This is a genomic window from Hymenobacter psychrotolerans DSM 18569, from assembly GCF_900142395.1.
Classification (GTDB): domain Bacteria; phylum Bacteroidota; class Bacteroidia; order Cytophagales; family Hymenobacteraceae; genus Hymenobacter; species Hymenobacter psychrotolerans.
Window position 1 is genome coordinate 116,423 of sequence record NZ_FRAS01000006.1, and the last position, 22,757, is coordinate 139,179.

Here is a 22,757-nt window from a genome sequence, read left to right on the forward strand (position 1 = left end):
TCCAGCTCTTAGCGCCCGCTTTTAGCTTCCTCCAATGAACGATAAGCAACATACCATCAAGGCGCCCGTCACGGTGAGTGGCATTGGCCTCCATACCGGCGTACAGGCCACGATGACGTTCTGCCCGGCACCGGTAAACCACGGCTACAAATTCCAGCGCGTTGATCTGCCCGGCCAGCCCATCGTGGACGCCGATGTCGACAACGTAGTAGACCTTTCCCGCGGCACGACTATCGAGCAGAACGGGGCCCGCGTAAACACGGTAGAGCACACGCTGGCGGCGCTGGTAGGCCTGCAAATCGACAACGTACTGATTCAGCTGGATGGCCCCGAGCCGCCCATCATGGACGGCTCCAGCTACGAGTTCATTCAGGCGCTGGAAGCGGCCGAACTGGAGGAGCAGAACGCGCTACGCAACTACTTCGAAATTCCGGAAGAAATCCGCTTCCTCGATAACAACCGCGGGGTAGAAATTGCGGCGCTGCCCCTCAACGACTACCGCCTCACGGTGATGGTCGACTACAACTCGCCGGTGCTGGGCTCGCAACACGCCTCGCTCACCGATATCAGCAATTTCAAAAGCGAAATTTCCTCGTCGCGTACGTTCTGCTTCCTGCACGAGCTGGAAGCGCTGTACAAGCAAAACCTGATTCGGGGCGGCGACCTGAGCAATGCCATTGTGGTGGTAGACCGGGTGGTGAGCGAAGACGAGCTGGCTGAGCTGGCTACCATGCTGGGCAAGCCCCGGGTGGCCGTAAAGAAGGAAGGCATCCTCAACAACGTGGACCTGCGCCACAAAAACGAGCCGGCCCGCCACAAGCTGCTCGACATGGTAGGCGACCTGGCCCTGGTGGGCCGCCCGCTCAAAGGCCAGATTCTGGCGGCCCGCCCCGGCCACGCCGCCAACGTGGCCTTCGCCAAGAAAATCAAGAAGAAGATGCTGGAAGCCGACTCGTCGCCGGTGCCCAGCTACGACCCTTCGCGGCTGCCGGTAATGGATGTCAATCAGATAGCCGCTACCCTACCCCACCGCTACCCGTTCCTGCTCATCGACAAAATCATTCATCTGGACGCCACCACCGTGACGGGGGTGAAGAACGTAACGATGAACGAGCCGTTTTTCATGGGCCATTTCCCGGGCAATCCGGTTATGCCAGGAGTGCTGCAGATTGAGGCCATGGCCCAGACCGGCGGTATTCTGGTACTGAACACCGTGCCCGACCCGGAAAACTACTGGACCTACTTCATGGGCATCGAGAACTGTCGGTTCCGCCGCAAGGTGGTGCCCGGCGACACCATCATTTTCCGCTGCCAGCTGCTGGCGCCCATCAAGCGCGGCATTGCCAAAATGAAGGGCCAGGCCTTTGTGAATGGCAAAGTGGTGATGGAAGCCGAAATGTCAGCCAGCATTGTCCGCAAAGACGCCTAATGTTCCAATTAGTAATTAGTAGCTAAGAATGTCTCCTTCTCCGACGATGACCCGGTTGCGCTTCGTTGAGACACTTCTTAATTATTAATTCTTGATTACTAATTAACCAACGAATGAACCAGCCGCTCGCCTATATTCACCCGCAAGCCAAAATAGCCCAGAACGTGGTAGTGGAGCCTTTCACCACCATCGACAAGGATGTTGAAATTGGGGAAGGCACCTGGATTGGCCCCAACGTCACCATTATGGCCGGGGCCCGGATTGGCAAGAACTGCAAGATTTTCCCCGGCGCTGTTATTGCAGCCATGCCGCAGGACCTCAAGTTTGCGGGCGAGAAAACAACGGTTCATATCGGCGACAACACCGTAATCCGGGAGTGCGTGACCGTGAACCGGGGTACCGTGGACCGGCTCCGGACCGTGGTAGGTGCTAACTGCCTGCTGATGGCCTATGTGCACGTAGCCCACGACTGCATGATTGGCGACAACTGTGTGCTAGCCAATGCGGTGCAGCTGGCCGGCCACGTCGAAATCGGCGACCATGCCATCATCGGCGGTACTTCGGCCGTGCACCAGTTCGTGAAGGTGGGCCCGCACGCCATGATTTCGGGTGGCTCTCTGGTGCGCAAGGATGTACCGCCGTTCGTGAAGGCCGGGCGCGAGCCGCTTACTTATGCCGGCATCAACAGCATCGGGCTGCGCCGCCGGGGCTATTCCGACCAGAAAATCTCGGAAATTCAGCAGCTCTACCGCCTGCTGTTTCTGGGCGGCATGAACAACAACGACGCCCTCGACAAGATTGAGCTGGAGCTGGCTCCCTCGCCGGAGCGCGACGAAGTGGTGAATTTTGTGCGCAACTCGGGCCGCGGCATCATCAAGGGCTACTCGCGCGGCGGCAACGGTGCAGATTGAAGCAACCGGGCTGAGCAAGCGCTACGCCCGCGACTGGATTTTCCGGGGCCTGACGCACACTTTCCAGCCCGGAACAGCCACGGCAGTGCTGGGCCCGAACGGAGCTGGCAAAAGCACGCTGCTCAACACCTTGTCGGGGCAGCTGCTGCCGACTGCCGGCACGCTTCGGTATACGCAGGCCGGTACGCTGGTGCCGGTGGAAGAAATGCCCCCGCTGCTGGCATATGCGGCCCCTTATCTGGAGCTGATTGAGGAACTCACGCTCACTGAGCTGCTGCAATTTCATACTCGCTTCAAGCCTTTGCGCCCCGGTTTCGGCCCGAAGCAGCTGATCGAGCTGATGTATCTGGAGAAGTCGAGCCACAAGCTGGTGCGGGACTTTTCCTCGGGCATGAAGCAGCGCCTCAAGCTGGCCCTGGCCCTCTACGCCGATACGCCCCTGCTCCTGCTGGACGAACCCACCACCAACCTCGACCGGGCGGGCGTAGCCTGGTACCAGGAGCATGTGCGTGCTACGCTGGCGGGCCGCACGGTGCTGGTTTCCTCCAACGTGCCGGAAGAGTACGACTTCTGCAGCAGCCAGCTACTGATTACAGATTTCGGCGCGCAAGCTGCCCGGTAGGCTGTAGTGGCGCAGCGTTGCGTATTTTATGTAGCTTCCGGCGCGCCGTATTCGGCAGCCGGCTGGCAACTGGCGGCGTGCAGCCACCCACGAAAAAGGCAACTCAACCAGTAACTGAAAACGGTTCGTGCCGTATCTTCGCAGCTGAAACGGCGGTATACGCACACTTCTTTTTCACCTTCTTACCGCCCCTGACCAAGGCCATGAGACAATACGACGACCTCGACGATGATGACCTGCTCGGCGACGACGATGAGCTGGATAATTTTGCCCGCACTGGGGGCAGCAAAACCCGGGGCTCTTCCGAAGACCAGCTTTCCGCTAAGTACGCCGACTACCTGATGTGGCGCGACACCGGCTCCTCGCACGACGAAGCCCTGGACCTGGCCAACATGAGCGAGGACGAGTTTGAGTTGGCCGATGCCTCCGAAGACTCGGAATCCGACACCAAATTCACCAGTCTCGACGACCTGGATGATGACGACTTCTCGGATGGCGACGACGAGTACGGCAGTGCCGGCAGCTCGCGCAACAGCGGCCGCAACTCCGACTACGACGACTATTAGGGCTCCCAATGTCCGCGCATAAAAAAGAGCCTGTACAGTTTGTGCAGGCTCTTTTTTATGCGCGGCTTACTTAGCTTTTGCGGCCGAACACTCGCTTAAGCAGGTCTGTGGTACGCGCTACTGGGTTCTCCCGAATGTTGGCTTCTTCCTGCGCAATAAGGGTAAACAAGCCGCCGATAGCCTTGTCAGTGGCATACTGGTTCAGGTCGGTTTGCACGGGCGTCACGAGCGGAATCCGGTTGTAGCGGGTGGTCAGGTCGGTGTAGTAGCGGGTGGCGCCTACTTTGCTGAGGCTCTGCTGAATGATGGGTTTAAACGCCGTGCTGAGCTGCGCGGTGGTGGTGCGCTGCAGGTACTGCGTGGCGGCATTCTTCTCGCCGGTCAGGATGTTCCAGACATCCGAAAAAGTCAGGCTCCTGATGGCCGACAGGAAGATGGGCTTGGCGCTTTTGGCAGCATCCTCGGCGCCGCGGTTCAACGACAGCTCAAACTTATCCACCTGGCTGCCCAGCCCGATGCTGCGAAGCGTGGTGGCTACGCGCTGGGCATCGGGCGGAAACGGAATCCGGATCAGCCGGTTCAGGTTGAACCCGTCGGTTTGGGAGGCCTGGTCGGCTCCTTTGCTGATGCCTTGCACCAGCGCTTCCTTCAGGCCATTGGCCGCCTCCGCATCAGTCAGCCCGCCCTTGCTGGTGCCGGCCGTACCAGATTTGGGGAGCGGCGGCAGCTTGATGGTGCCGATTTTGGGTAGCGTAAAAATCTGGGCGGAGGCGCTAAGCTGGAAGCCCAGCAGCGCCAGGGGCAGCATGAGAAGCAGGCGTTTGTTCATGGTAGGAGCGGCAGAGAACACAGAAACAGGCCGAAGCCTTGCCGCGACAATTGCACAAACCGGACCAAACGCCCGCAGGTTTCCCAGCGCGCCGCAAAAGGCTCGTTTACTTCCCAAACACCCGCTTCAGCAGCTCACTGCCCCGCGCCGCCGGATTAGCCCGAATCTTGGCTTCTTCGTCAGCAATCAGCGTAAAGAGGCCGTTCACGGTTTTCTCGCTGGCGTAGGCGTTCAGGTCGGCGTTGATGGGCGTCACGAGCGGAATCTTGTTGTAGCGGGTTACCATTTCCGCATACAACTTGGTTGCCCCCGTCTGGTCCAAAGACTGCTTGATGGTGGGCTGAAACGCGGCTTTGAGTTGCTCGGCGGTCTTTTCGTAGAGGAAGGTGGTGCCCGCGTCGGTTTCCTTGCTGGTGGCCAGGCTCAGCGCATCCTGAAAACTCAGGTTTTGCAGGGCACCCAGAAAGATGGGCGCGGCCTCTTTGGCGGCCGTTTCGGCGCCACGGTTTAGCGCTACCTCAAATCGGTCTACGAGTGCGCCCATCCGCAGGCCCCGCAGCGTGGTGGCTACCAGCTCGGCCTCGGGCGGAAATGGAATCCGGATATCGGCGTTGGCATTGAAGCCGTCGAGGGCGGAGGCCTGCTCTATGCTGCGCGTGATACTTTGGGTGAGAGCCTCCTTCAGGCCGCTGCTGGCGTCGGTATCGGTCAGCGGAATCTTCACCGGCGCTACTACGGTGGTAGCCTTGGTTGTGGTGGAGCTGGTGGTGGTTTTTGCGGGAGTTTTTGCCGGCGCTTTGGTAGTGGTTTTCTTGGCCGTCGTAGTTTTTTTGGTAGTGGTTGTCGTCTTTTTGGTCTGAGCCTGAGTGGCCAGGGGCACAACCAGGGCCAGGGCGAGGGCGAAAGTGAGCGTACGGATAGCGGACATATGCGGCAGATGACGAAAACCAGACGGCCAGTGTGGCGGTCTTACGCGTCAGGGTGCCAAATTGCGCCAAATCCCAGTCCTATCCTAACCACTCCTGTATGCCACTGCTGCCCGACGTTGAAATCATGACCATTGGCGACGAACTGCTCTACGGGCAGGTCATCGATACCAACTCGGCTTTTATGGGGCAAGAGCTGGGCAAGATCGGGCTGCGGGTGCGGCAGATCAGCAGCGTATCTGACCGCGCCGATGAGATTGTGGCCGCTCTCGACCAGGCCCGGCAGCGGGCCCAGGTCGTGCTGATGACCGGCGGCCTCGGCCCCACCAAAGACGACCTGACCAAGCACGTACTGGCCCGCTATTTCCATTCGGAGCTGGTGATGCACCAGCCCACGCTGGAACATGTGGAAGGTATCTTCCGGCGCTTCAACCGCCCCATGCTGGATGTAAACCGGCAGCAGGCGCTGGTGCCGGCCAAGTGTGAGGTGCTGTTTAATGCCGTGGGCACGGCGCCGGGCATGTGGTTTGAGGACCAGGGCACCGTATTCGTCAGCATGCCTGGCGTGCCGCACGAAATGAAATACCTGATGACGGAGGCCGTGCTGCCGCGCCTGCAGGCCCTGTTCCAGGTGCCCCCGATTGAGCACATTGTGGTGCAGACCGTGGGCCTGGGCGAGTCGTTTCTGGCCGAGCAGATTGCGGACTGGGAAGCCGCGCTGCCTCCTAATTTCAAGCTGGCCTACCTCCCCTACCTGGGCGGGGTACGGCTGCGGCTGACCGGCAACGCCGACGGCCAGCCCGACCTGCGCCAGCGCATGGAAGCGCTGTTGCCAGCCCTGCGGGAGCGGCTGGGCGAGCATGTATTTGCCGAAGGCGAAGTAAAGCTGGAGGACGCCATTGGCCGCCTGCTACTGGAGCGCGGCCTCACGCTGGGCACCGCCGAAAGCTGCACCGGCGGCCTGCTGGCCCATCGTGTCACGAGTGTACCGGGCAGCTCAGCTTATTTTATGGGCAGCGTGGTGGCCTATGACAACCGCATAAAGCAGCAGCAGCTAGGTGTGAAGCCCGAAACGCTGGCCACTTACGGCGCCGTGAGCGAAGAAACCGTGCGGGAAATGGCCGAAGGCGCGCGTCGGCAGCTGGGCGTGGATGTGGCGCTGGCGACCAGCGGCATTGCCGGCCCCAGCGGTGGCACTCCGGACAAACCAGTGGGCACGATCTGCATTGCCTACGCCGATGCGCAGCAGACGGTGAGCCGGCGCTTCACGTTCAATCGGGGACGGCAGCTGAACGTGGAATACACCGTGACTATGGCCCTGAACCTGCTGCGGCTCCACCTCCCAAAGCCCGCTGGAAGCACAGTCTGAAGGTGGCCCAACTTTCTCCTATACACTCACGAACGGAGCACGCAGATATCCACACCGGCCCTGCGGCAGCGTTACAGAAACCGCTGCCGCAGGGCTGGTGTGGGAATGCGGCAGGCCACCTGCCGGCCCAGAATAAGGTAGCGGTGGCGGGCCACCAGGCGGTAGGCCCAGTCCCGAATGAAGCGGGGCAGCACCCGCAGCCCCGACGCATAGCGCCACCCCGAACCCAGCTGTTGCAGAATCAGCAGCACGGCCTCCGACTGCTCGTAGAGCTTGCCTGCTCGCAGCAGGTAGATAGTGGCGGGTACAGCTGGCGGCAGCTGCCCATGCTGGTGCAGCAACTGCTGCGCCACCTCTGACTGTAGCGACACAAACCGGAAGCGCGCCGCCTCGTCTCGGTCGATAACGAAGTGCACAAATCCGTCGCACAGGTTACAGACGCCATCAAAAAAGATTATATCTTTCATATAGGCTTGTTTAGACAGTTACAGGCAAGGCCTGAATACCGGCATTTGCAATTATCTAGTATACAGTTTTTCTATATCAAAAACACAATTGAGAAAAAAGAATGAAAAAAAATCATATACCCTCTTGCTTATTACTTGCAAGAAGTGTTATTTGGTCTCACTGATTAGCGCCTGCTATCTGATTAGCAGCTACTACCACTGCACGGTTTAGCCCCGTCAGTGCCTACCGCGCCCTGCTAGCTCCCACACCCCTATTGCGTACTGGCCCCTGCCATCCTGATGTGCTTATTAGCACTTTGGCGGGTCTCCTATTGCTGCCTGTTTGGCTCACCGCAAACTGCGGGGCGCATCCCTATGCCTAAAAAATCCTAAATACTGCGGGTAGCATATACCGGCGGCAGTATCTCCATTGTCCTTCCTGGTCATAGTGCCATTCATCTTTTCAACCCTTCATTTTCTTCAGTGATGAGAAATTTACGCAAGATGAAACGGCCCATTGCGGCGGCCGTATTGAGCTTAACCCTTTTTCAATTCTCCATTCAGAATGCTGTTGCGGTAGGCAGCTACCGCCAGGCGCCGACTTACGCGGCCATGAGTAGCCAGCAGGACGCGGCCTTTGGCTGGGGTGCCATTGCGGCGGGAGTAGCTGTGGTGGGCGCCGTGGTAGGTGCAGTAGTGGGTGCTTATGAGATTGGCACTATCGTGGGGCACGCTGCTCACGATTTGATGGGCCGCAACAACGAGATGTCCCTCAGCTATGAGCGCGCCAGCTACAAGGCGTCGGACTTCTCGGAATTTGATCAGGTAAGCCACAACTAACTCCGCAGCTATGAAAATGCTACACAAATTTCAGCGGGTTGTTGCGGCCTGCATGCTCACGGTGATGCTCTTTGCCGCATCCATCCAAAACACCGTAGCCCTGGGCTCCTACACCCAGATAACGGCGCCTCAGGCCGCTAACATGGAGCTGGAGCAGGCGGCCTTCCCGGCCGTGGCGGCAGTGGCCTTTGGCGTGGTAGTGGTGGGCGCCTTTGCCTATGGCGTGTACACGGGCTACCGCGAAGCAGCTGGCGGCAACAACAATGAGGTAATCAGCGCCCACCTGCTCGAGTCGTATAAGAGCACTGATTTCTCGGAGTTTGATATGAAAGCTGCGGCTATCTAACACACTGTGCTGGGTAGGCCTCCCCGACCGGGAAGGGTTCCGGAAGCTTACTCTGCGCATTTCATTTTTTGTCATTTCGTGGGCCACCACCGAAAGCTCTGGCACTTTTCAGGGTTGATGGTACGGCTCCCGGCTGCCGGTTGCGTCTGGCATTGCAGAGCCGGCATAGTCAGCGAGGGCTAAACCGCTGATTTGATGCCTGTAGGCTCGCCGCACTCACAGAAACGGCTGTTGCAGCCGGGAGCCCTGGCGGGCTCACCGAACCCATGCATACCCAGGCACAGCGTTGCTCAGCTGCGTCGCAGTTCAGCGAGGCTGTGCCTGTAGCATCGGGGTTGCCCCGTTGCCCCTCCTTCACACTACCAGCTTCACGGAAATATACCACGCCCGTCTGTTTGCGCAGGCAGGTGCTGCGCAGTCCGTGTGCCGTGTTTTTTCACCATGCTGCGTGCTATGAAACCAACCTCTGCCTTCCGCTTCCTTCTTTCCAAATACTCCACCCCGGTACTGCACACCGTGCTGACGCTGGTGCTGGTGGGCCATTTCACGGTGGTGGCGTTCAGTATGCTGCCCGCCAACCCTATCAGCCACCAATACAAATACCAAATCCAGGGGTACATGAATCCGTGGTTTTCGCAGACCTGGAACCTGTTTGCCCCCAATCCAATTGCCTCCAACCAGCGCCTGCTGTTTCAATATCAGATTTTCCAGAAAGGGGAGCCGCGGCTTTCCGGCTGGGTTGATGTGGTGGAGCCACTCACAGACCTCAAAAAAGTAAGCTACTGGTCGCCGGTTCAGCGCGTTCTGAAGCACATTTCCGCCTCCACCAATGAGGTGATTGAGACCCAGAACAAGGCCATCAAGTTTGCGACCCGCCAGGACACGCTGGCGCAGGACACTGCCAAAACCCGCCGGTTCCTGCGCGGAGTCATTGCCCAGTCGTCGGGGCACCGGGCCATTATGCAGTACTCGCGGCACACGTTCCGGCGGATGTGCCAGGCGCATCCGTCGTGGGCCGGCGCCGACTCCGTGCTGGTGACGTACCGCGTGCTGAACCAGGAATTTCCGCGCTTTTCCAAGCGGGAAACAGACTACTTCAACGAGAAGAATTCCCGGTATTCTCACCTGACCAGCGAGGCGTATCCGTTGCGCCTGGCGCTCCGCTAATCTCTTAGTTGGCCACCTCTACTTCCTACGCCATGTTTCCTACTTCTGATTTGCTACGCAATTCTATCGGGCTGTCGGTTTTCCGGTGCCTGCTGGCAGCCCTGATCATGAAAAACATGATTTTTTACCTGCCCATGGCCGATGACCTGCTCGGGGCTGAGGCCATCGTCGACTACGACATGTACGTGGGCCTGATGCACGCCTATGGCCTGGAAGCCTTGCTCTATCCGTTCCACGTGGCCTACGCGCCCCAGGCTTTCGTGCTGCTGACGTTTGTGGTAGCGTTTCTGGTGTTTTTCGGGGTGTTCGGGCGCGCGTCGGCGCTGGTGCTGTGGCTGCTGCTGCTGGTGTTCAAGCAGCGCAATGGCTTTATCCTCGACGGCTCCGACAACGTGATAGAAGTTACGCTGCCCTTCCTGATTCTGGCCGACGCCTACCGCTACAACCGGCTGGGCCCCACCTGGCAGTGGCGGTGGCCGGCGGCCCTGAGCAAAGCCGGCAACCTAATGATGCGCTACGCCGCGCTGGCCCTGCTGATCCAGATCTGCTACGTGTACTTTTTCACGGCGCTAGCGAAGCTGCAAGGCGACCTGTGGCTCAACGGCACTGCCACCTACTACACCATGCGCGTAGACGAGTTCCGGCAGACCGACTGGAACATTCCGCTCACCCAGAACCACTATTTCGTGGTCCTGAGCACGTATTTCACCATTCTGTGGGAATTGTCGTTTGCGTTTCTGATTTGGTTCCGGCCTACCAAATGGCCGGTTATCGTGGGTGGGGTGCTGCTGCACATGGGCATCTGGTACTTCATGCGGATTGATAACTTTTCCTGGATTATGATTGGCTCATACGCCATGTTCATCACCAATCTGCACTACGTGAAGATTCTGGCATATGCACGCCGGCTGCTGCCGCGCCGGAGCCAGCCACGCCCGGTGCCAGTGCTGGAGCGGACAGCGGCCGTATCTGCCAACCAGCCCCTTTCCTCCTAATTCCCGCCTGTCATGACCAATACATTTCTGGCTCTGTTTCTCACGCATCTGGCCAGCACCGCGCTGGGGCTGGCGCTGCACCGGCGGCTGTTTGCAAACCGGGCTTTCCACTTCCCCCACACCGTAGGCGCTGCCCTGCGCGACCCGGCTTTCCGGGCGCTGCTGGGGCTGGGTATTATACTGCCCTATGTAGCCGGGGTGGTGGCCAATACGCTGCTCGTGGGCCTGACCTATGCGCAGGACCGCTACACCTGGGTGCTGGCAATACATACTGGCCTGAGCATTCTGTATTACCGGGCCGGCCTGCGGGCTACGGCGCGGCGCAACCGTCCCTAAACCTACTTTCCAATGAAAAAAGACCTACTCTTCACGCTGCTGACCTGGACTCTGCTGGCTTCCCTGGTGTACCTGAGCCTGCTGTACATGGTGTTCTACAACTGGATGGACCCGGACACTGGCCTGTTCCGGGACGACCGGATGATTTTGCTGCCGGTGGTGCCCGGACTGCTGATGCTGGTTACGGCCGGCATCCTGTACGCCTTCCCCATTTCTCAGCACCGGGCCGACGCGTTCCGCAACCACCTGGCGCCCACCAAAGGCATCTGGCTGGTGCTGGTGCTGTCGGCGGGCACGCTGCTGTGCTGCTTCACCCTCGATTTGCTGTACTGCCAGCTGATTGATGCCAGCATTCCGCAGACCTACGCCGAAACGGTGGCCCGCATGTCGGCTAATGCTGGCCGCATCCCCGACGACTCGGTGGTAAATTCGTTTGCGCAGCTGCCCTTCTTTGCCCAGAACATTTTCATGAACGGTGTTACCATTATTCTGGGCAGCCTGCTGGCGCTTATGGTTGGCCGCAGCATTGCCAAGCCACTGGTTGCGCGGCTCACGTAGGGTCATTCTCTGCGCTATACATCAGCCGCCACCTGGCGGGCCGGAGCATCTGTTCGGCCCGCCAGGTGGCGGCTGAGTGGCTTAAAACTTCATGCGCTGAATCCGGACGGCATTCAGAATGGCCAGCAGGGCTACGCCCACATCGGCAAATACCGCTTCCCACATAGTGGCCAGCCCGCCGGCGCCCAGGGTCAGCACTATGCCCTTCACGATGAATGCCAGCCAGATATTCTGCCACACAACGCTGTGGGTGGCGCGGGCAATGCGGCGGGCAGTGGCAATTTTGCTCGGGTGGTCGGTTTGGATGACTACGTCGGCTGTTTCGATGGTGGCGTCGGAGCCCAGCCCGCCCATGGCAATGCCCACATCAGCCAGTGCTACCACCGGCGCATCGTTCACCCCGTCGCCCACGAAGGCCAGCCGGCGGCCTTCCGCCAGATACTGCTGCACGTAGCGGGCTTTGTCTTCGGGCAGCAGGCCGCCGTGCGCTTCGCTGATGCCCAGCTGCCGGGCCACGCGCTGCGTGATGCTGTCTTTGTCGCCGGAGAGCATGATGAGCCGCGTGATGCCATCGGCCTTGAGTTCCTGCACGGCACGGGCGGCATCTTCTTTGGGGGCGTCGGCCACGGTGAGGTAGCCAGCGTACTGGCCGTCCACTGCCACCACTACAATACTGTCGGCTACCTCGTCGATTTCGGGCGGGTAGGCTACACCGAACTTACTGAGCAGCCTGGCATTGCCGGCCAGCACCTCCTGGCCTTCCACCTGGCCCCGCAAGCCGTGGCCGGCTATTTCCTCTACTCCTTCTACTGCCGCGCCAGCCGCAGCGGCTCCGGCGTGGGCCACCACGGCCTTAGCAATAGGGTGCGTAGACTTGGCTTCCAGCGCACCGGCCAGCCGCAGCAGTCGGGCCGGCTCCACGCCCGGGGCTGGCTGCACCTGCTGCACCGCAAACACACCCTGCGTGAGCGTACCGGTTTTGTCCATTACTACGGTGTCTATTTCGCGCAGCACATCCAGAAAGTTGGAGCCTTTGAACAGAATGCCCGCCCTGGACGCGGCCCCGATACCGCCGAAATAGCCCAGCGGAATACTGATAACCAGCGCACAGGGGCAGGAAATCACCAGAAACACCAGCGCCCGGTACAGCCACGTGCGGAACGCATAGTCCTCGACCACGAAATACGGCACCACCACCAGCAACACCGCCAGCGCTACCACAATGGGCGTGTACACCTTGGCAAAGCGCGTGATGAACTGCTGGGTTTTGGCTTTGCGGCCCACCGCATCCTGCACCATGGCCAGAATCCGGGCGAGCTTGGTATCGGCGAAGGCGGCCGTGACGGAGACGTGGGCCAGGGTTTCCAGATTAATCATGCCGGCCAGCACGGCTTCGCCTGGCTGCTTGGTCTGGGGCGCCGACTCGCCCGTGAGGGCGGCCGTGTTGAAGGAGGCGGCCGCCGTCTGCAGCAGGCCATCCAGCGCCACTTTCTCGCCGGGCTTCACTTCCATCAGGTCGCCGGGCTGCACCTGCCGGGGGTCGAGCACCAACGGCTGCCCGTCGCGGAGCACCGTGACTTCGGTGGCCTGAATTTCTAGCAGCGCCCGGATGCTGCGCTTGGCCCGGTTTACGGCAGCATCCTGAAACAGCTCGCCCACGGTGTAGAACAGCATCACGGCCACGCCTTCCGGGTATTCGCCAATGGCAAAGGCGCCCAGCGTGGCAATGGTCATGAGCAGAAACTCATTGAACACGTTGCCGGATGGAATGCTCAGCACGGCAGCCTGCATCACCTTCCAGCCCACCAGCAGAAATGCTACCCCAAACCACACCAGCCGAACATATCCGCTGAAAAACCCCACCCCAAAATAGTCCAGGGCCAGGCCCGCCAGCAACAGGCCCAGGCTGATGCCGGGCAGCAGATACGGATGGTCGCCGGCCGGTCCGTGGTCATGGTCGTGGTCGTGGTCGTCGAAGCTCAGGTCGTCGTGCGAGTGGCCGGCGTGGTCGTGGCCGGGCACATCGTGGCCCTGGGGCTGGGCGGCGGCTTCGGGCGTGAGCTGCTCCCGGTTTAGCGCCCCTACGTTTTCGGGCTGGGCCTGCTTGGCGGTATTGAGCTCTTCGTTGAGGTTGCGGGAGGTCGGATCAGGCATATAGAGAAGCAGAAGCTGTGCCGGCCCAAAAGGCTGGCAGCAGACAATACGTATCTGTCTACGCAGAAAGTGCGGCGCTGTAGGGCCCGCCGATTAGAGCTGACCGCTGCGAGCTGCTTCAGCCACTACTCTGCCGCCGCCGGAGCAGCTCGCAGCGGCCCGGGCAGCCGCACTACGCAGATGCCGGGAGCCCGCAGCCACGCCGCTTGCGCCAGCCTTTCCAGCCCGATGGTGCCGGTGAGGTAGTGGCCGCGCGTGCCGGACCGGAACTGCTCGTGCAGCTGCCGGAAATCGGCTTCGTTAGGAGCTGCCGCATCTGTAAATGTTACCAATATCTCAAGCTCGGCTGCTGAGGGCGCCAGCGCCAGGTGCGCCTGCTGGTGCAGCTTTTTGTATTCGTAGCGGTAGCCGTAGGTCAGGGCCGACAGGTCGGAAAGCACGGCCGACGCGGTAGGAAAAGCACCGGCTCCGCGGCCCAGAAAGAACTGTCGGTCGGCGAAGCTGCTTTGGGTGATGAGGCCGTTGTACTCGTCCTGCACGCGGGCCAGCTCGTGCTCCGGCTTCACGAGCATGGGCAGCACGGCCGCCGCCACCGAGCCGTTGCCGGGCAGGCGCCGCGCTTCCGCCACCAGCTTCAGCGCATAGCCCTGCTCTTTGGCGTAGGCAGTAGCCAGCGGACTGATCCGGTCGATGCCGATGGTGAGCAGCTGCGTGGGCGCCACCACCAGCCCGAAAGCGTGGGCCAGCAGCAGCACCAGCTTGTTGCGCGCATCAAGGCCTTCCACATCAAGAGCCGGGTTGCTTTCGGCGAAACCCAGGGCCTGCGCCTGGCTCAGCGCCTGCTCAAACGACAGCGCGTCGTGGTGCATGGCCGTGAGAATGTAGTTGGTAGAGCCGTTGATGATGCCTTCCACCGATTCGAGCAGGTCGTTGTCGTAGTATTCCTCCAGATTCCGGATGACAGGCAGGCTGGCACAGGCGGCGGCTTCGTAGAGCAGTGGCGTACCCGTTTGGCGCTGCAGGTCAATCAGCTCGGGCAGGTGCTCGGCCAGCATCTTCTTGTTGGCCGTCACCACGGCCTTGCCGCGCCGCAGCGCCTCCGTCACGATGCGGTAAGCCTCGTCGGCGTCATCAATCAGCTCCACTATCACGTTGAGGGAGTCGTCCTGCAGCAGGTCGTGGCGGCTGTAGGTGAAGAGGCCGGCGGGCAACGGGCGCGGTTTGGCGCGGTCCTTCACCCCTATGCGGCCGATGCGGGCGCGCAGGCCGGGCGTGCGCGCCAGCACCGTGTGCAGGCCCTGGCCCACTACCCCAAACCCAAACAGGCCGATGCGAATGTCTTTGCGGATCATGGGCAGCAGCTAAAAGGGCAGACGACTATGCAACGCCGCATGAGGCGCGGCCGCGGCTACCGAAGCGGCCCGGGCAAGCAGGCACCGGAAAAAACGCGAAACAGGGATTGAAACAGGCATAAGTCAGAGAGTTTACGTGCGTGAAACGCGCAGCCCGCCCAAAGCACCTGATCAAGATTTCCCACCGAAAGGGCACAAAAAAAGCCCTTCCGACAAGACAGAAGAGCCGCCCCTACTGAAACATAGGGCCTCAATTCAGCTTATCTTCTTCCGGGCCCACCGAAGTAGGCCTGAAACAGGATTTAGCACCTGGTATTGCTACTGGTTGCTAAGGCATCATAGGGCCTGTCCCTCCGCCTTTCTTGATAAGTGCCCCAAGCCGGGGCGCGGGCCAAATATACAACCCAAACCCCTCGGCGCAAGTATGCCGCTCTGGACGGTGGCTGCCGGTATTGGGCACGGCAGCTTTCGTCATTTGGCCGGCGTTCTGGCTTTCTGTTACCTTTGAGTCCGCAAATTCCCCACCCCACAACACAACCCCTACCCCTACCGCATGGCACGAGTGGAAATGACGATGCCCAAGATGGGCGAATCCATCATGGAAGGCACCGTCCTGAAATGGCTCAAACAAGTAGGTGACACCATCGAGCAGGATGAATCCGTGCTGGAAGTCGCCACCGACAAAGTCGATACCGAAGTGCCCGCCATCCATGCCGGTGTACTACAGGAAATCCTGGTGCAGGAAGGCCAGGTAGTAGCGGTAGGTGCGCCCATTGCTATTGTAGAAACCGACGCGGCCAGCGCTGGCGCATCGGCTCCGGCCGCCGCCCCTGCTGCTTCGGCCCCCGCCGACAACGGAGCGGCCGACGTGCCTTACATGCCCGAAGCCGGCACGCCGCAGCCCGTAAGCGCACCCGCCGCGCAGCCCCAGACCGGCCGCTTCTACTCGCCGCTGGTGCTCAGCATTGCCCGCGAAGAAGGCATTTCGATGGCCGACCTCGACTACCTGCCCGGCACCGGCAGCGAAGGCCGCGTTACCAAGAAAGACATCCTCGACTATGTGGCCGCCGGCAAAAAACCGCTGAATGCTTCGGCTTCGGCCCAGCCTCAGGCTGCTGCACCGCAGGCTGCTCCCGCCGCTGCTGCTTCCGCACCAGCTGCTGCCCCGGCTCCGCAGCCGGCCGCCGCTCAGCCAGCTGCCCCCAAAGCCGCGCCTTCGGTGAACGGCAACCAGGAGCTGATTGAAATGGACCGTATGCGCAAGATGATTGCGCAGCGCATGGTAGACTCGAAGCGCATTTCGCCGCACGTTACGTCCTTCGTGGAGGCCGACGTGACGGACATCGTGAACTGGCGCAACAAGCACAAGGATGCCTACAAGAAGCGCGAAGGCGAAAACCTCACCTTCACGCCCATCTTCATCCAGGCCATTGCGCGCGCCATCCAGGATTTCCCGAACATCAACGTGTCGGTGGAAGGCGACTACATCATCAAGAAGCGCGACATCAACGTGGGTGTTGCTGTAGCGCTGCCCTCCGGCAACCTCATCGTGCCGGTTATTCACAACGCCGACCAACTCAACCTCAACGGCCTGAGCAAGCGGGTGAATGACCTGGCCAACCGCGCCCGCGCCAACAAGCTGAAGCCCGAGGATCTGGAAGGCGGCACCTATACCGTGTCCAACGTAGGCTCGTTCGGCAACGTGATGGGCACGCCCATCATCATGCAGCCGCAGGTGGCCATCATGGCTGTGGGCGCCATCAAGAAGAAGCCAGCCGTGATTGAAACGCCGCAGGGTGACCTTATCGGCATCCGCCACTTCATGTTCCTGAGCCACTCCTACGACCACCGCGTGGTAGACGGCTCGCTCGGCGGGCAGTTTGTGCGCCGCGTGGCCGATTACCTGGAGCAATTCGACCCGAACACGGCTATTTAAGCTGCTGTACTTACTGGAAAGCCCGTCGTTCCGGCGGGCTTTTCTTTTGACCAACCCATTATGAAAAACGTCATCACCCTGGGGGCGCTGGTTATTTCGCTGGCCCTGATTGTGTTTCTGTACCTGCGCCTCTCCGACGCCGAGCAGAAGCTGGCCGCCGCTGAGCAAAACGCCAAAGACTGCATGCAGGTCACGTTTCAGCTGCAGAACAAGCTCACGCAGGCCACCCGCGGCACCGCCCCCGACAGCGCCAAGGTCCGCAATTAGCCAGCTAACTATACGCCACAAAAAAGCCCGACCTTTCTCAAGGCCGGGCTTTTTTGTGGCGTAGTTACTCAGGTTTAGGGACGGCCGCCGCTGGGGCCCTGCGCGGGCGTGGCGCCGGCGCCGTTGCCACCGTCGCCGCCATCCTTCAGGTCGTCGTTGTTGACGGAGCGTTTGCGGCGGGTGGGCGCCATGCTCATTTTACCGATGCGGTAGCTCACGTTCATCCGGAAGCCGGTACGCCGGAGCACGTTCACGCTGTTCTGGTCGAGGAAAGGCGTGCTGATGGAGTTGCGGATTTTGTTGGTTGGCGTGAAGAAGTTGTCGGCCCCGAAACCGATAGAGCCTTTCTTATCGGCGAAGTCCTTCTTCACCCCCATGCTGTACACCCCGAAGCCGCCCTGGTAGCCCTGCAGCTGCACCTGCCGGCCGCGGTAGAACGCAAAAGCCTGCAGCCCCCAGCCTTTGGTGAAGGCGTAGCCGCCCATCATCCGGCCGCTGGCCACCCAGCCTTCGTTGCTGGCGGCGTAGAGCGGGCTCGAAATGTTGTTGTCGAGGGTGGCGTAGTACAAGTCGGCACCGCCTCCCAGCGTCAGCTTGTTGTTGATGTTGATATTGGCGTTCAGGCTGCCCCCGTAAGCGTTTTCCGTCCCGATGTTGGCGTACGTCGTCCGCACGATGGCCCCGTCCTGGGTGCGAATCGGCTGGATGGAGCCGTCGGTGTTGCGCGCGAAAACCGAGAAGTTGAGCGAAGTCTGCTTGATGAACGTGTTGTAGCCCAACTCGTAATTGTTGGTGTACTCGGGCCGCAGCAGCGGGTTGCCCTCACTGGTGCTTACCTGGTTGGGCACCTGGCGGTTGGGGTTCAGAAACTGCAGCGAAGGACGCTGAATGCGGCGGTTGTAAGCGGCTTTCAGCACGTTGCCGTTGGCCAGCTTGCGCGACAGGTTCACGCTGGGTACCAGCACCCCATACGACGGAATGGAAGGCCCGTTTTCGGTGCGGAAGTTGGCGTCGATGGTGGTGTACTCGTAGCGGGCGCCGGCTTTCAGCGTGTAGCTTTTCAGGAAGCTGAGCGTGTACGAGGCATACGCCGCCGCTACGTTCTGGTTGTAGTCGAATACGTTCGAAAGGTTGGTGCCGGCCTGCGGCTGCCCGTTGAGCAGCGTGGTATAGTCGCTGTTTACGCGGCGCATGATGTCCTTGGCCCCGAATTCGAGCAGCTGGGTTTTGCTTAGCGGCGTCTGGTAGTCGGCCTGCAGCGTCACTTCCTGGTTGTAGCTGTCGTTTTCGTTGCGCAGGTTGTCACCGATGTCTTCGCCGCTCAGAATCAGGTTGGTGAAGTTGTTGGTTCGCGTGTTGCGGCTGTACTGGGCCAGCAGGCTGAACTCGCGCTGGGGCGTTTCGAACGTGCGCGTGTAGTTGAGCGTGGCATCCAGCGTGTTGGAGTTGTCCAGCACCTTGATGTCGCGCAGGCTGGATATCGGCAGGCGCCCATCAATATAGCTGATGTTAGTGCTTTGGTCGTCCTGATAGTTGGAGCCGTTGCGCAACCCCAGCTGCACCGAGGCCGACAGGAAGTTGTACTTGTTGATGTCGTAGTCCCAGCCCAATGAGTAGCGCCCGAACAGGTTCTGGTTGCGGGTGTCGGCGGCCTGCACGGTGCGGCTCAGCAGCTCGCGGTTGCCCGGGTCCTCATCCTGGATGGAATAGGTCTGCTGCTCGTTGCGGAAGCTGCCGGGCGTATTGTACTGGCCCCGGCCGCCGCCGCCCAGCGAAAAGCCCATCTTGCCTACCCGGTACGAGGCGCTCAGGCCCAGGTCGGAGCTGCGCAGCCCCACGCTGGAGCGCAAATCCAGCGTGAAGCCCTGCAGGTTGTTCTGCTTGGTCACGATGTTGATGATGCCGCCCGAACCTTCCGCGTCGTACTTGGCCGAGGGCGAGGTAATCACTTCCACCGACTTGATCTGGTCGGCCGGAATCTGCTTCAGGGCATCGGCAATGCTATTGGCCGAGATGGTACTGGGCCGGTTGTTGATGAGCACCCGGATGTTGGAGCTACCGCGCAGGCTCACGTTCCCGTCGAGGTCCACGGAGAGCATGGGCACGCGCTTGAGCACGTCGGTAGCGTCGCCACCGCGGGTGGTTTCGTCCTTTTCGGCGTTGTATACGGTGCGGTCCACCTTCTCCTCTATCAGGCTGCGCTGGCCTTCCACCAGCACGTCTCCCAGCTTCTGCGCCGACGATTCGAGCGTGATATCGCCCAGCGCTACCGTGTTGCCCGCGTCGGTAATCACCACGCCGGTCTTCTCCACGTTCTTGTAGCCGATAAAGCTGATCTGCACGGTGTAGGTGCCGGCGGCTATGCGCGGAATCGAGAATTTGCCGTTGTCGTCGGCGGAGGTGCCGTCTATGGCTTTGCCGGTGGCCGGGTTCAGCAGCACCACGGTGGCGTAAGGCACCGGCTGCTTGGTGGCGGCATCCGTGATGACACCCGTAATTCGTCCGGAGCCTGCCTGCGGGGCGGCCTGGGGGGGCGCCTGGCCGGGGGCACCAGCCGGGCGCATAGCTCCTGCAGGCCGTTCGCCCTGTGGCATCTGTGCCCAGCCCAGTCGGCCAGCCGTGGTGAGAACCAGAACGAGGAAAATCTTTTTCATGAACTTCTATTGAAAGATGCCGCCCGGCAAACCGGCGCGGCGTTATGGCTGCTCTATTGTTGGCGCGAACTTACCTCAGGTGCCAAAGGCCCGAAAATCAAACCGACTAACCAGCAGTTTCTGCCCCTGAAAACCCACAAATCATCCGCTGGTTTCGCCAGCCAGCCGAAGCCACAGACACGCTTTTGCCGGCAAGGTTGGTTGAGCATCGGTTTTTTTTGGTTTCAGGTACCCGCTACGGCTGTGGCAAACAGAAAGGCTCCGGCTGAGTAGCCGGAGCCTTTCTGTAAATGGTTGACGGCACAGATTAAAAGATGTCCTCCATGTCCTCCAGCGCCGCCAAGCTCTGCTCCAGGGCCGTGATTTTGGCTTCGGCGTCGGCCAGCTTCTGCCGCTCGCGCTCCACCAGGTCGGCTTTGGCGTTGGCCACGAACTTCTCGTTGGCCAGCTTCTTCTGCACCGAATCCCGGAAACCCTGCGCGTACTCCAGCTCTTTGGTGAGGCGCTCCTTCTCGGCGCCCAGGTCAATCTGGCCTTCCAGCGGCACAAAAAACTCCGCGCCACCTGATACGAAGCCCACCGAAGCCGCCGGCGCCGCATCCACCACCGAAATTTCGGTGAGGGCGGCCAGCTTCCGGATAATGCCGTCGTAGTCCTGCAGCAGCTCGGCGTCCTCGGTTTTGGCGGCCAGCGTCAGGGGCTTGTTGGGACCCAGGCCTTTCTGGTTCCGGATGGTGCGCACGCCCGCTACAATGTCGAGGGCGCGCTCCATGCGGGCCAGCGGCTCGGCGCTGCCGGCTACAGGCTGCGCCTTGGGCCACGCCGCTACGCATACATAGTCCTTGGGGCCCCGCTCCGCCAGCTCGTGCCAGATTTCTTCCGTGATGAAGGGCATGAACGGATGCAGCAGCTTGAGCAGCGTTTCGAGGAAACCGGTGGTCAGGCGCAGCGTTTCGGGGTCAATCGGGGCCTGGTAAGCCGGCTTGATCATCTCCAGATACACCGAGCAGAAGTCGTCCCACACCAGCTTGTACACGGTCATCAGCGCGTCGCTCATCCGGAACTTCTCGAAATGCTCGTCCAGCTCGGCCAGCGTGGTCTGCAGCTTGGCTCCGAACCACTCCACGGCCTTCTCATTCACGAAGGGCAATGCGGCGTCTACTTCCCAGCCCTGTGTAAGGCGGAAGGCGTTCCAGAGCTTGTTGGTGAAGTTGCGGCCCTGCTCTACCAGCTTAATATCGAACAGCAAATCGTTGCCGGCCGGCGACGAGAACAACATGCCGGTCCGGACGCCGTCGGCGCCGTACTGCGCAATCAGGTCCAGCGGGTCGGGCGAGTTGCCGAGCTGCTTGCTCATCTTGCGGCCCTGGTCGTCGCGCACGATGCCCGTGAGGTAGACGTTGCGGAACGGCACTTCCTTGCGGTATTCCAGCCCGGCCATAATCATGCGCGCCACCCAGAAAAACAGGATTTCCGGGGCCGTTACCAGGTCGTTGGTCGGGTAGAAATAGTTGACATCGGCGTTGTCGGGGTCCTTGAAGCCGTCGAACACCGAAATCGGCCACAGCCACGACGAAAACCACGTATCCAGCACGTCCTCGTCCTGGCGCAGGTCCGAGAGCTGCAGGGCGTCGTTGCCGCTCTGTGTGCGGGCCAGCTTCAGGGCTTCCTCGGCGTTCAGGGCTACCACAAACGTGCCATCGGGCAGGTAGTAGGCCGGAATGCGCTGGCCCCACCACAGCTGCCGCGAAATGCACCAGTCGCGCACGTTCTCCATCCACACCCGGTACATGTTCTTGAACTTGGGCGGGTGCAGCTTGATTTCGTCGGTTTCCACGGCTTCCAGCGCCGGCTTGGCCAGGTGCTCCATTTTCAGGAACCACTGCAAGCTCAGGCGCGGCTCAATGACGGCGCCGGTGCGCTCCGACGTCTGCAGTACGCTGGCGTACTCCTCCACCTTCACCAGATGGCCGGCTTCCTGCAGGTCTTTCACGATGTTGCGGCGGGCCGCAAACCGGTCCTGGCCCACGTACAGCTCCGCCTTCTCGTTCAGCGTGCCGTCGTTGTGGAGGATATCAATTACCGGCAGGTTGTGCTTGAGGCCCAGCTCGTAGTCGTTCAGGTCGTGCGCCGGCGTCACCTTCAGCGCGCCCGTCCCGAAGTCGATGCTCACGTACTCGTCCAGAATCACCGGAATTTCGCGGCCCAGCAGCGGAATCCGCACGTTGGTGCCGTGTAGGGACGTGTAGCGCGGGTCGTTGGGGTTCACGGCCACGGCCACGTCGGCCATGATGGTTTCGGGGCGCGAAGTAGCAACGGTCAGAAACTGGCCTTCCTGCCCTACTACTTCGTAGCGCAGGTGGTACATTTTGGCCATCGTGTCCTTCGGAATTACTTCCTCGTCTGACAGCGCCGTGCCGCCTTTGGGGTCCCAGTTTACCATCCGGATGCCGCGGTAAATCAGGCCTTTCTGGTGCAGATCCACGAACACGCGCAGCACGGCCTCGGTCAGCTCGGGCTCCATCGTGAAGCGCGTCCGGTCCCAGTCGCAGGAGGCGCCCAGCTTCTTGAGCTGCTCCAGAATGATGCCGCCGTACTTCTCCTTCCACTCCCAGGCGTGTTCCAGAAACTGCTCCCGGGTCAGGTCCTTCTTCTCGATGCCTTTCTCCTTGAGCAGCGCCACCACCTTGGCCTCCGTGGCAATGGAAGCGTGGTCGGTGCCGGGCACCCAGCAGGCTTCCTTGCCCTGCATGCGGGCGCGGCGCACCAGCACATCCTGAATGGTGTTGTTGAGCATGTGGCCCATGTGCAGCACGCCCGTCACGTTGGGCGGCGGAATCACAACCGAATACGGCTGTTTGCGGGGGTTGGCCTTGGCTTTGAAGAAGCCCTGCTCCTGCCAGCGCTGATACCATTTGGCTTCAACGTCGGCCGGCGTATAGGTTTTGGCGATAGACATCGTCAAGCGAAAAATCGGTTGGAATTAGGCGCAAAAGTAGGCATTTCACGGGGCTCCGCAGATAGTCTTCTTATTCATGCTCCACCCGGCCCTTG

At 60.7% G+C, this 22,757-nt stretch carries 20 protein-coding genes and 1 riboswitch; of the genes, 13 read left to right on the plus strand and 7 right to left on the minus strand.

The genetic code is table 11. The features are described 5' to 3' along the window. Window positions 1–34: 34 nt before the first annotated feature. From BUE15_RS07845 to BUE15_RS07860, 4 genes are all read left to right on the plus strand, one after another. Window positions 35–1,429 carry a bifunctional UDP-3-O-[3-hydroxymyristoyl] N-acetylglucosamine deacetylase/3-hydroxyacyl-ACP dehydratase gene (locus BUE15_RS07845; protein ID WP_073282827.1) on the plus strand — a complete coding sequence of 465 codons (1,395 nt, stop codon included), beginning with the start codon at window positions 35–37 and terminating at the stop codon, window positions 1,427–1,429. 113 nt (window positions 1,430–1,542) lie between these two features. After that, window positions 1,543–2,340 carry an acyl-ACP--UDP-N-acetylglucosamine O-acyltransferase gene (gene lpxA / locus BUE15_RS07850; protein ID WP_073282830.1) on the plus strand — a complete coding sequence of 266 codons (798 nt, stop codon included), beginning with the start codon at window positions 1,543–1,545 and terminating at the stop codon, window positions 2,338–2,340. Beyond that, window positions 2,330–2,962 (plus strand): ABC transporter ATP-binding protein, encoded by a 633-nt coding sequence (locus tag BUE15_RS07855; RefSeq protein ID WP_073282833.1) that lies wholly within the window; start codon window positions 2,330–2,332, stop codon window positions 2,960–2,962. The genes lpxA and BUE15_RS07855 overlap by 11 nt, the downstream gene beginning before the upstream one ends. Window positions 2,963–3,165: 203 nt before the next feature. After that, window positions 3,166–3,528 (plus strand): hypothetical protein, encoded by a 363-nt coding sequence (locus BUE15_RS07860; protein WP_073282836.1) that lies wholly within the window; start codon window positions 3,166–3,168, stop codon window positions 3,526–3,528. A 70-nt stretch (window positions 3,529–3,598) separates the two neighbouring features. On the opposite strand, the gene BUE15_RS07865 is transcribed toward BUE15_RS07860, so the two are convergent. Then, window positions 3,599–4,357 carry a DUF4197 domain-containing protein gene (locus BUE15_RS07865; protein WP_244535914.1) on the minus strand — a complete coding sequence of 253 codons (759 nt, stop codon included), beginning with the start codon at window positions 4,355–4,357 and terminating at the stop codon, window positions 3,599–3,601. Between the two features lie 106 nt (window positions 4,358–4,463). Further along, the gene (locus BUE15_RS07870; RefSeq protein ID WP_073282839.1) at window positions 4,464–5,285 is read right to left on the minus strand and encodes a DUF4197 domain-containing protein; all 822 of its coding nucleotides are present in this window, start codon (window positions 5,283–5,285) and stop codon (window positions 4,464–4,466) included. 98 nt (window positions 5,286–5,383) lie between these two features. Here BUE15_RS07870 and BUE15_RS07875 point away from each other — a divergent pair, with 98 nt between their 5' ends. Then, a complete protein-coding gene (locus BUE15_RS07875) occupies window positions 5,384–6,652 on the plus strand; it encodes a competence/damage-inducible protein A (protein ID WP_073282842.1) in 1,269 nt (422 codons plus the stop codon). Window positions 6,653–6,723: 71 nt separating this feature from the next. Here the strand turns inward: BUE15_RS07875 and BUE15_RS07880 are convergent, their stop codons facing one another. Beyond that, the gene (locus BUE15_RS07880; protein WP_073282845.1) at window positions 6,724–7,119 is read right to left on the minus strand and encodes a thiol-disulfide oxidoreductase DCC family protein; all 396 of its coding nucleotides are present in this window, start codon (window positions 7,117–7,119) and stop codon (window positions 6,724–6,726) included. A 483-nt stretch (window positions 7,120–7,602) separates the two neighbouring features. Between BUE15_RS07880 and BUE15_RS07885 the strand changes: the two genes are divergently transcribed. The 6 genes from BUE15_RS07885 (at window position 7,603) to BUE15_RS07910 (ending at window position 11,340) form a co-directional block, all read left to right on the plus strand. Beyond that, window positions 7,603–7,938, plus strand: a complete 336-nt coding sequence (locus BUE15_RS07885; RefSeq protein ID WP_073282848.1) for a hypothetical protein — start codon at window positions 7,603–7,605, stop codon at window positions 7,936–7,938. Between the two features lie 16 nt (window positions 7,939–7,954). After that, window positions 7,955–8,284 carry a hypothetical protein gene (locus BUE15_RS07890; RefSeq protein WP_139252178.1) on the plus strand — a complete coding sequence of 110 codons (330 nt, stop codon included), beginning with the start codon at window positions 7,955–7,957 and terminating at the stop codon, window positions 8,282–8,284. 453 nt (window positions 8,285–8,737) lie between these two features. After that, window positions 8,738–9,451: a DUF5819 family protein gene (locus BUE15_RS07895; RefSeq protein WP_139252179.1), complete on the plus strand. Its 714-nt coding sequence runs from the start codon at window positions 8,738–8,740 to the stop codon at window positions 9,449–9,451. Between the two features lie 32 nt (window positions 9,452–9,483). Further along, window positions 9,484–10,446 (plus strand): HTTM domain-containing protein, encoded by a 963-nt coding sequence (locus BUE15_RS07900; protein ID WP_073282857.1) that lies wholly within the window; start codon window positions 9,484–9,486, stop codon window positions 10,444–10,446. Window positions 10,447–10,458: 12 nt separating this feature from the next. Next, window positions 10,459–10,782, plus strand: a complete 324-nt coding sequence (locus tag BUE15_RS07905) for a hypothetical protein (RefSeq protein ID WP_073282860.1) — start codon at window positions 10,459–10,461, stop codon at window positions 10,780–10,782. 12 nt (window positions 10,783–10,794) lie between these two features. After that, on the plus strand, window positions 10,795–11,340 hold the full coding sequence (locus BUE15_RS07910) for a hypothetical protein (protein ID WP_073282863.1): 546 nt from the start codon (window positions 10,795–10,797) through the stop codon (window positions 11,338–11,340). Window positions 11,341–11,421: 81 nt separating this feature from the next. Here BUE15_RS07910 and BUE15_RS07915 read toward each other — a convergent pair whose 3' ends face one another. Both BUE15_RS07915 and BUE15_RS07920 read right to left on the minus strand, forming a co-directional pair. Continuing rightward, window positions 11,422–13,494 (minus strand): heavy metal translocating P-type ATPase, encoded by a 2,073-nt coding sequence (locus BUE15_RS07915; RefSeq protein WP_073282865.1) that lies wholly within the window; start codon window positions 13,492–13,494, stop codon window positions 11,422–11,424. Window positions 13,495–13,619: 125 nt separating this feature from the next. Further along, window positions 13,620–14,846 (minus strand): homoserine dehydrogenase, encoded by a 1,227-nt coding sequence (locus BUE15_RS07920; RefSeq protein WP_073282868.1) that lies wholly within the window; start codon window positions 14,844–14,846, stop codon window positions 13,620–13,622. 257 nt (window positions 14,847–15,103) lie between these two features. After that, a riboswitch (SAM riboswitch) is annotated at window positions 15,104–15,218 on the minus strand. Between the two features lie 181 nt (window positions 15,219–15,399). Between BUE15_RS07920 and BUE15_RS07925 the strand changes: the two genes are divergently transcribed. Both BUE15_RS07925 and BUE15_RS07930 read left to right on the plus strand, forming a co-directional pair. Then, window positions 15,400–16,782, plus strand: coding sequence for a dihydrolipoamide acetyltransferase family protein (locus BUE15_RS07925; RefSeq protein WP_073282871.1), 1,383 nt, complete (start codon window positions 15,400–15,402; stop codon window positions 16,780–16,782). Between the two features lie 60 nt (window positions 16,783–16,842). Then, window positions 16,843–17,049, plus strand: coding sequence for a hypothetical protein (locus BUE15_RS07930; protein ID WP_073282874.1), 207 nt, complete (start codon window positions 16,843–16,845; stop codon window positions 17,047–17,049). A gap of 74 nt (window positions 17,050–17,123) precedes the next feature. Here BUE15_RS07930 and BUE15_RS07935 read toward each other — a convergent pair whose 3' ends face one another. Continuing rightward, window positions 17,124–19,703, minus strand: coding sequence for a TonB-dependent receptor (locus BUE15_RS07935; RefSeq protein ID WP_073282877.1), 2,580 nt, complete (start codon window positions 19,701–19,703; stop codon window positions 17,124–17,126). Window positions 19,704–20,010: 307 nt separating this feature from the next. Further along, entirely contained in the window at window positions 20,011–22,662 is a 2,652-nt protein-coding gene (locus BUE15_RS07940; RefSeq protein WP_073282880.1) for a valine--tRNA ligase, read from the minus strand. Window positions 22,663–22,757 lie beyond the last annotated feature (95 nt).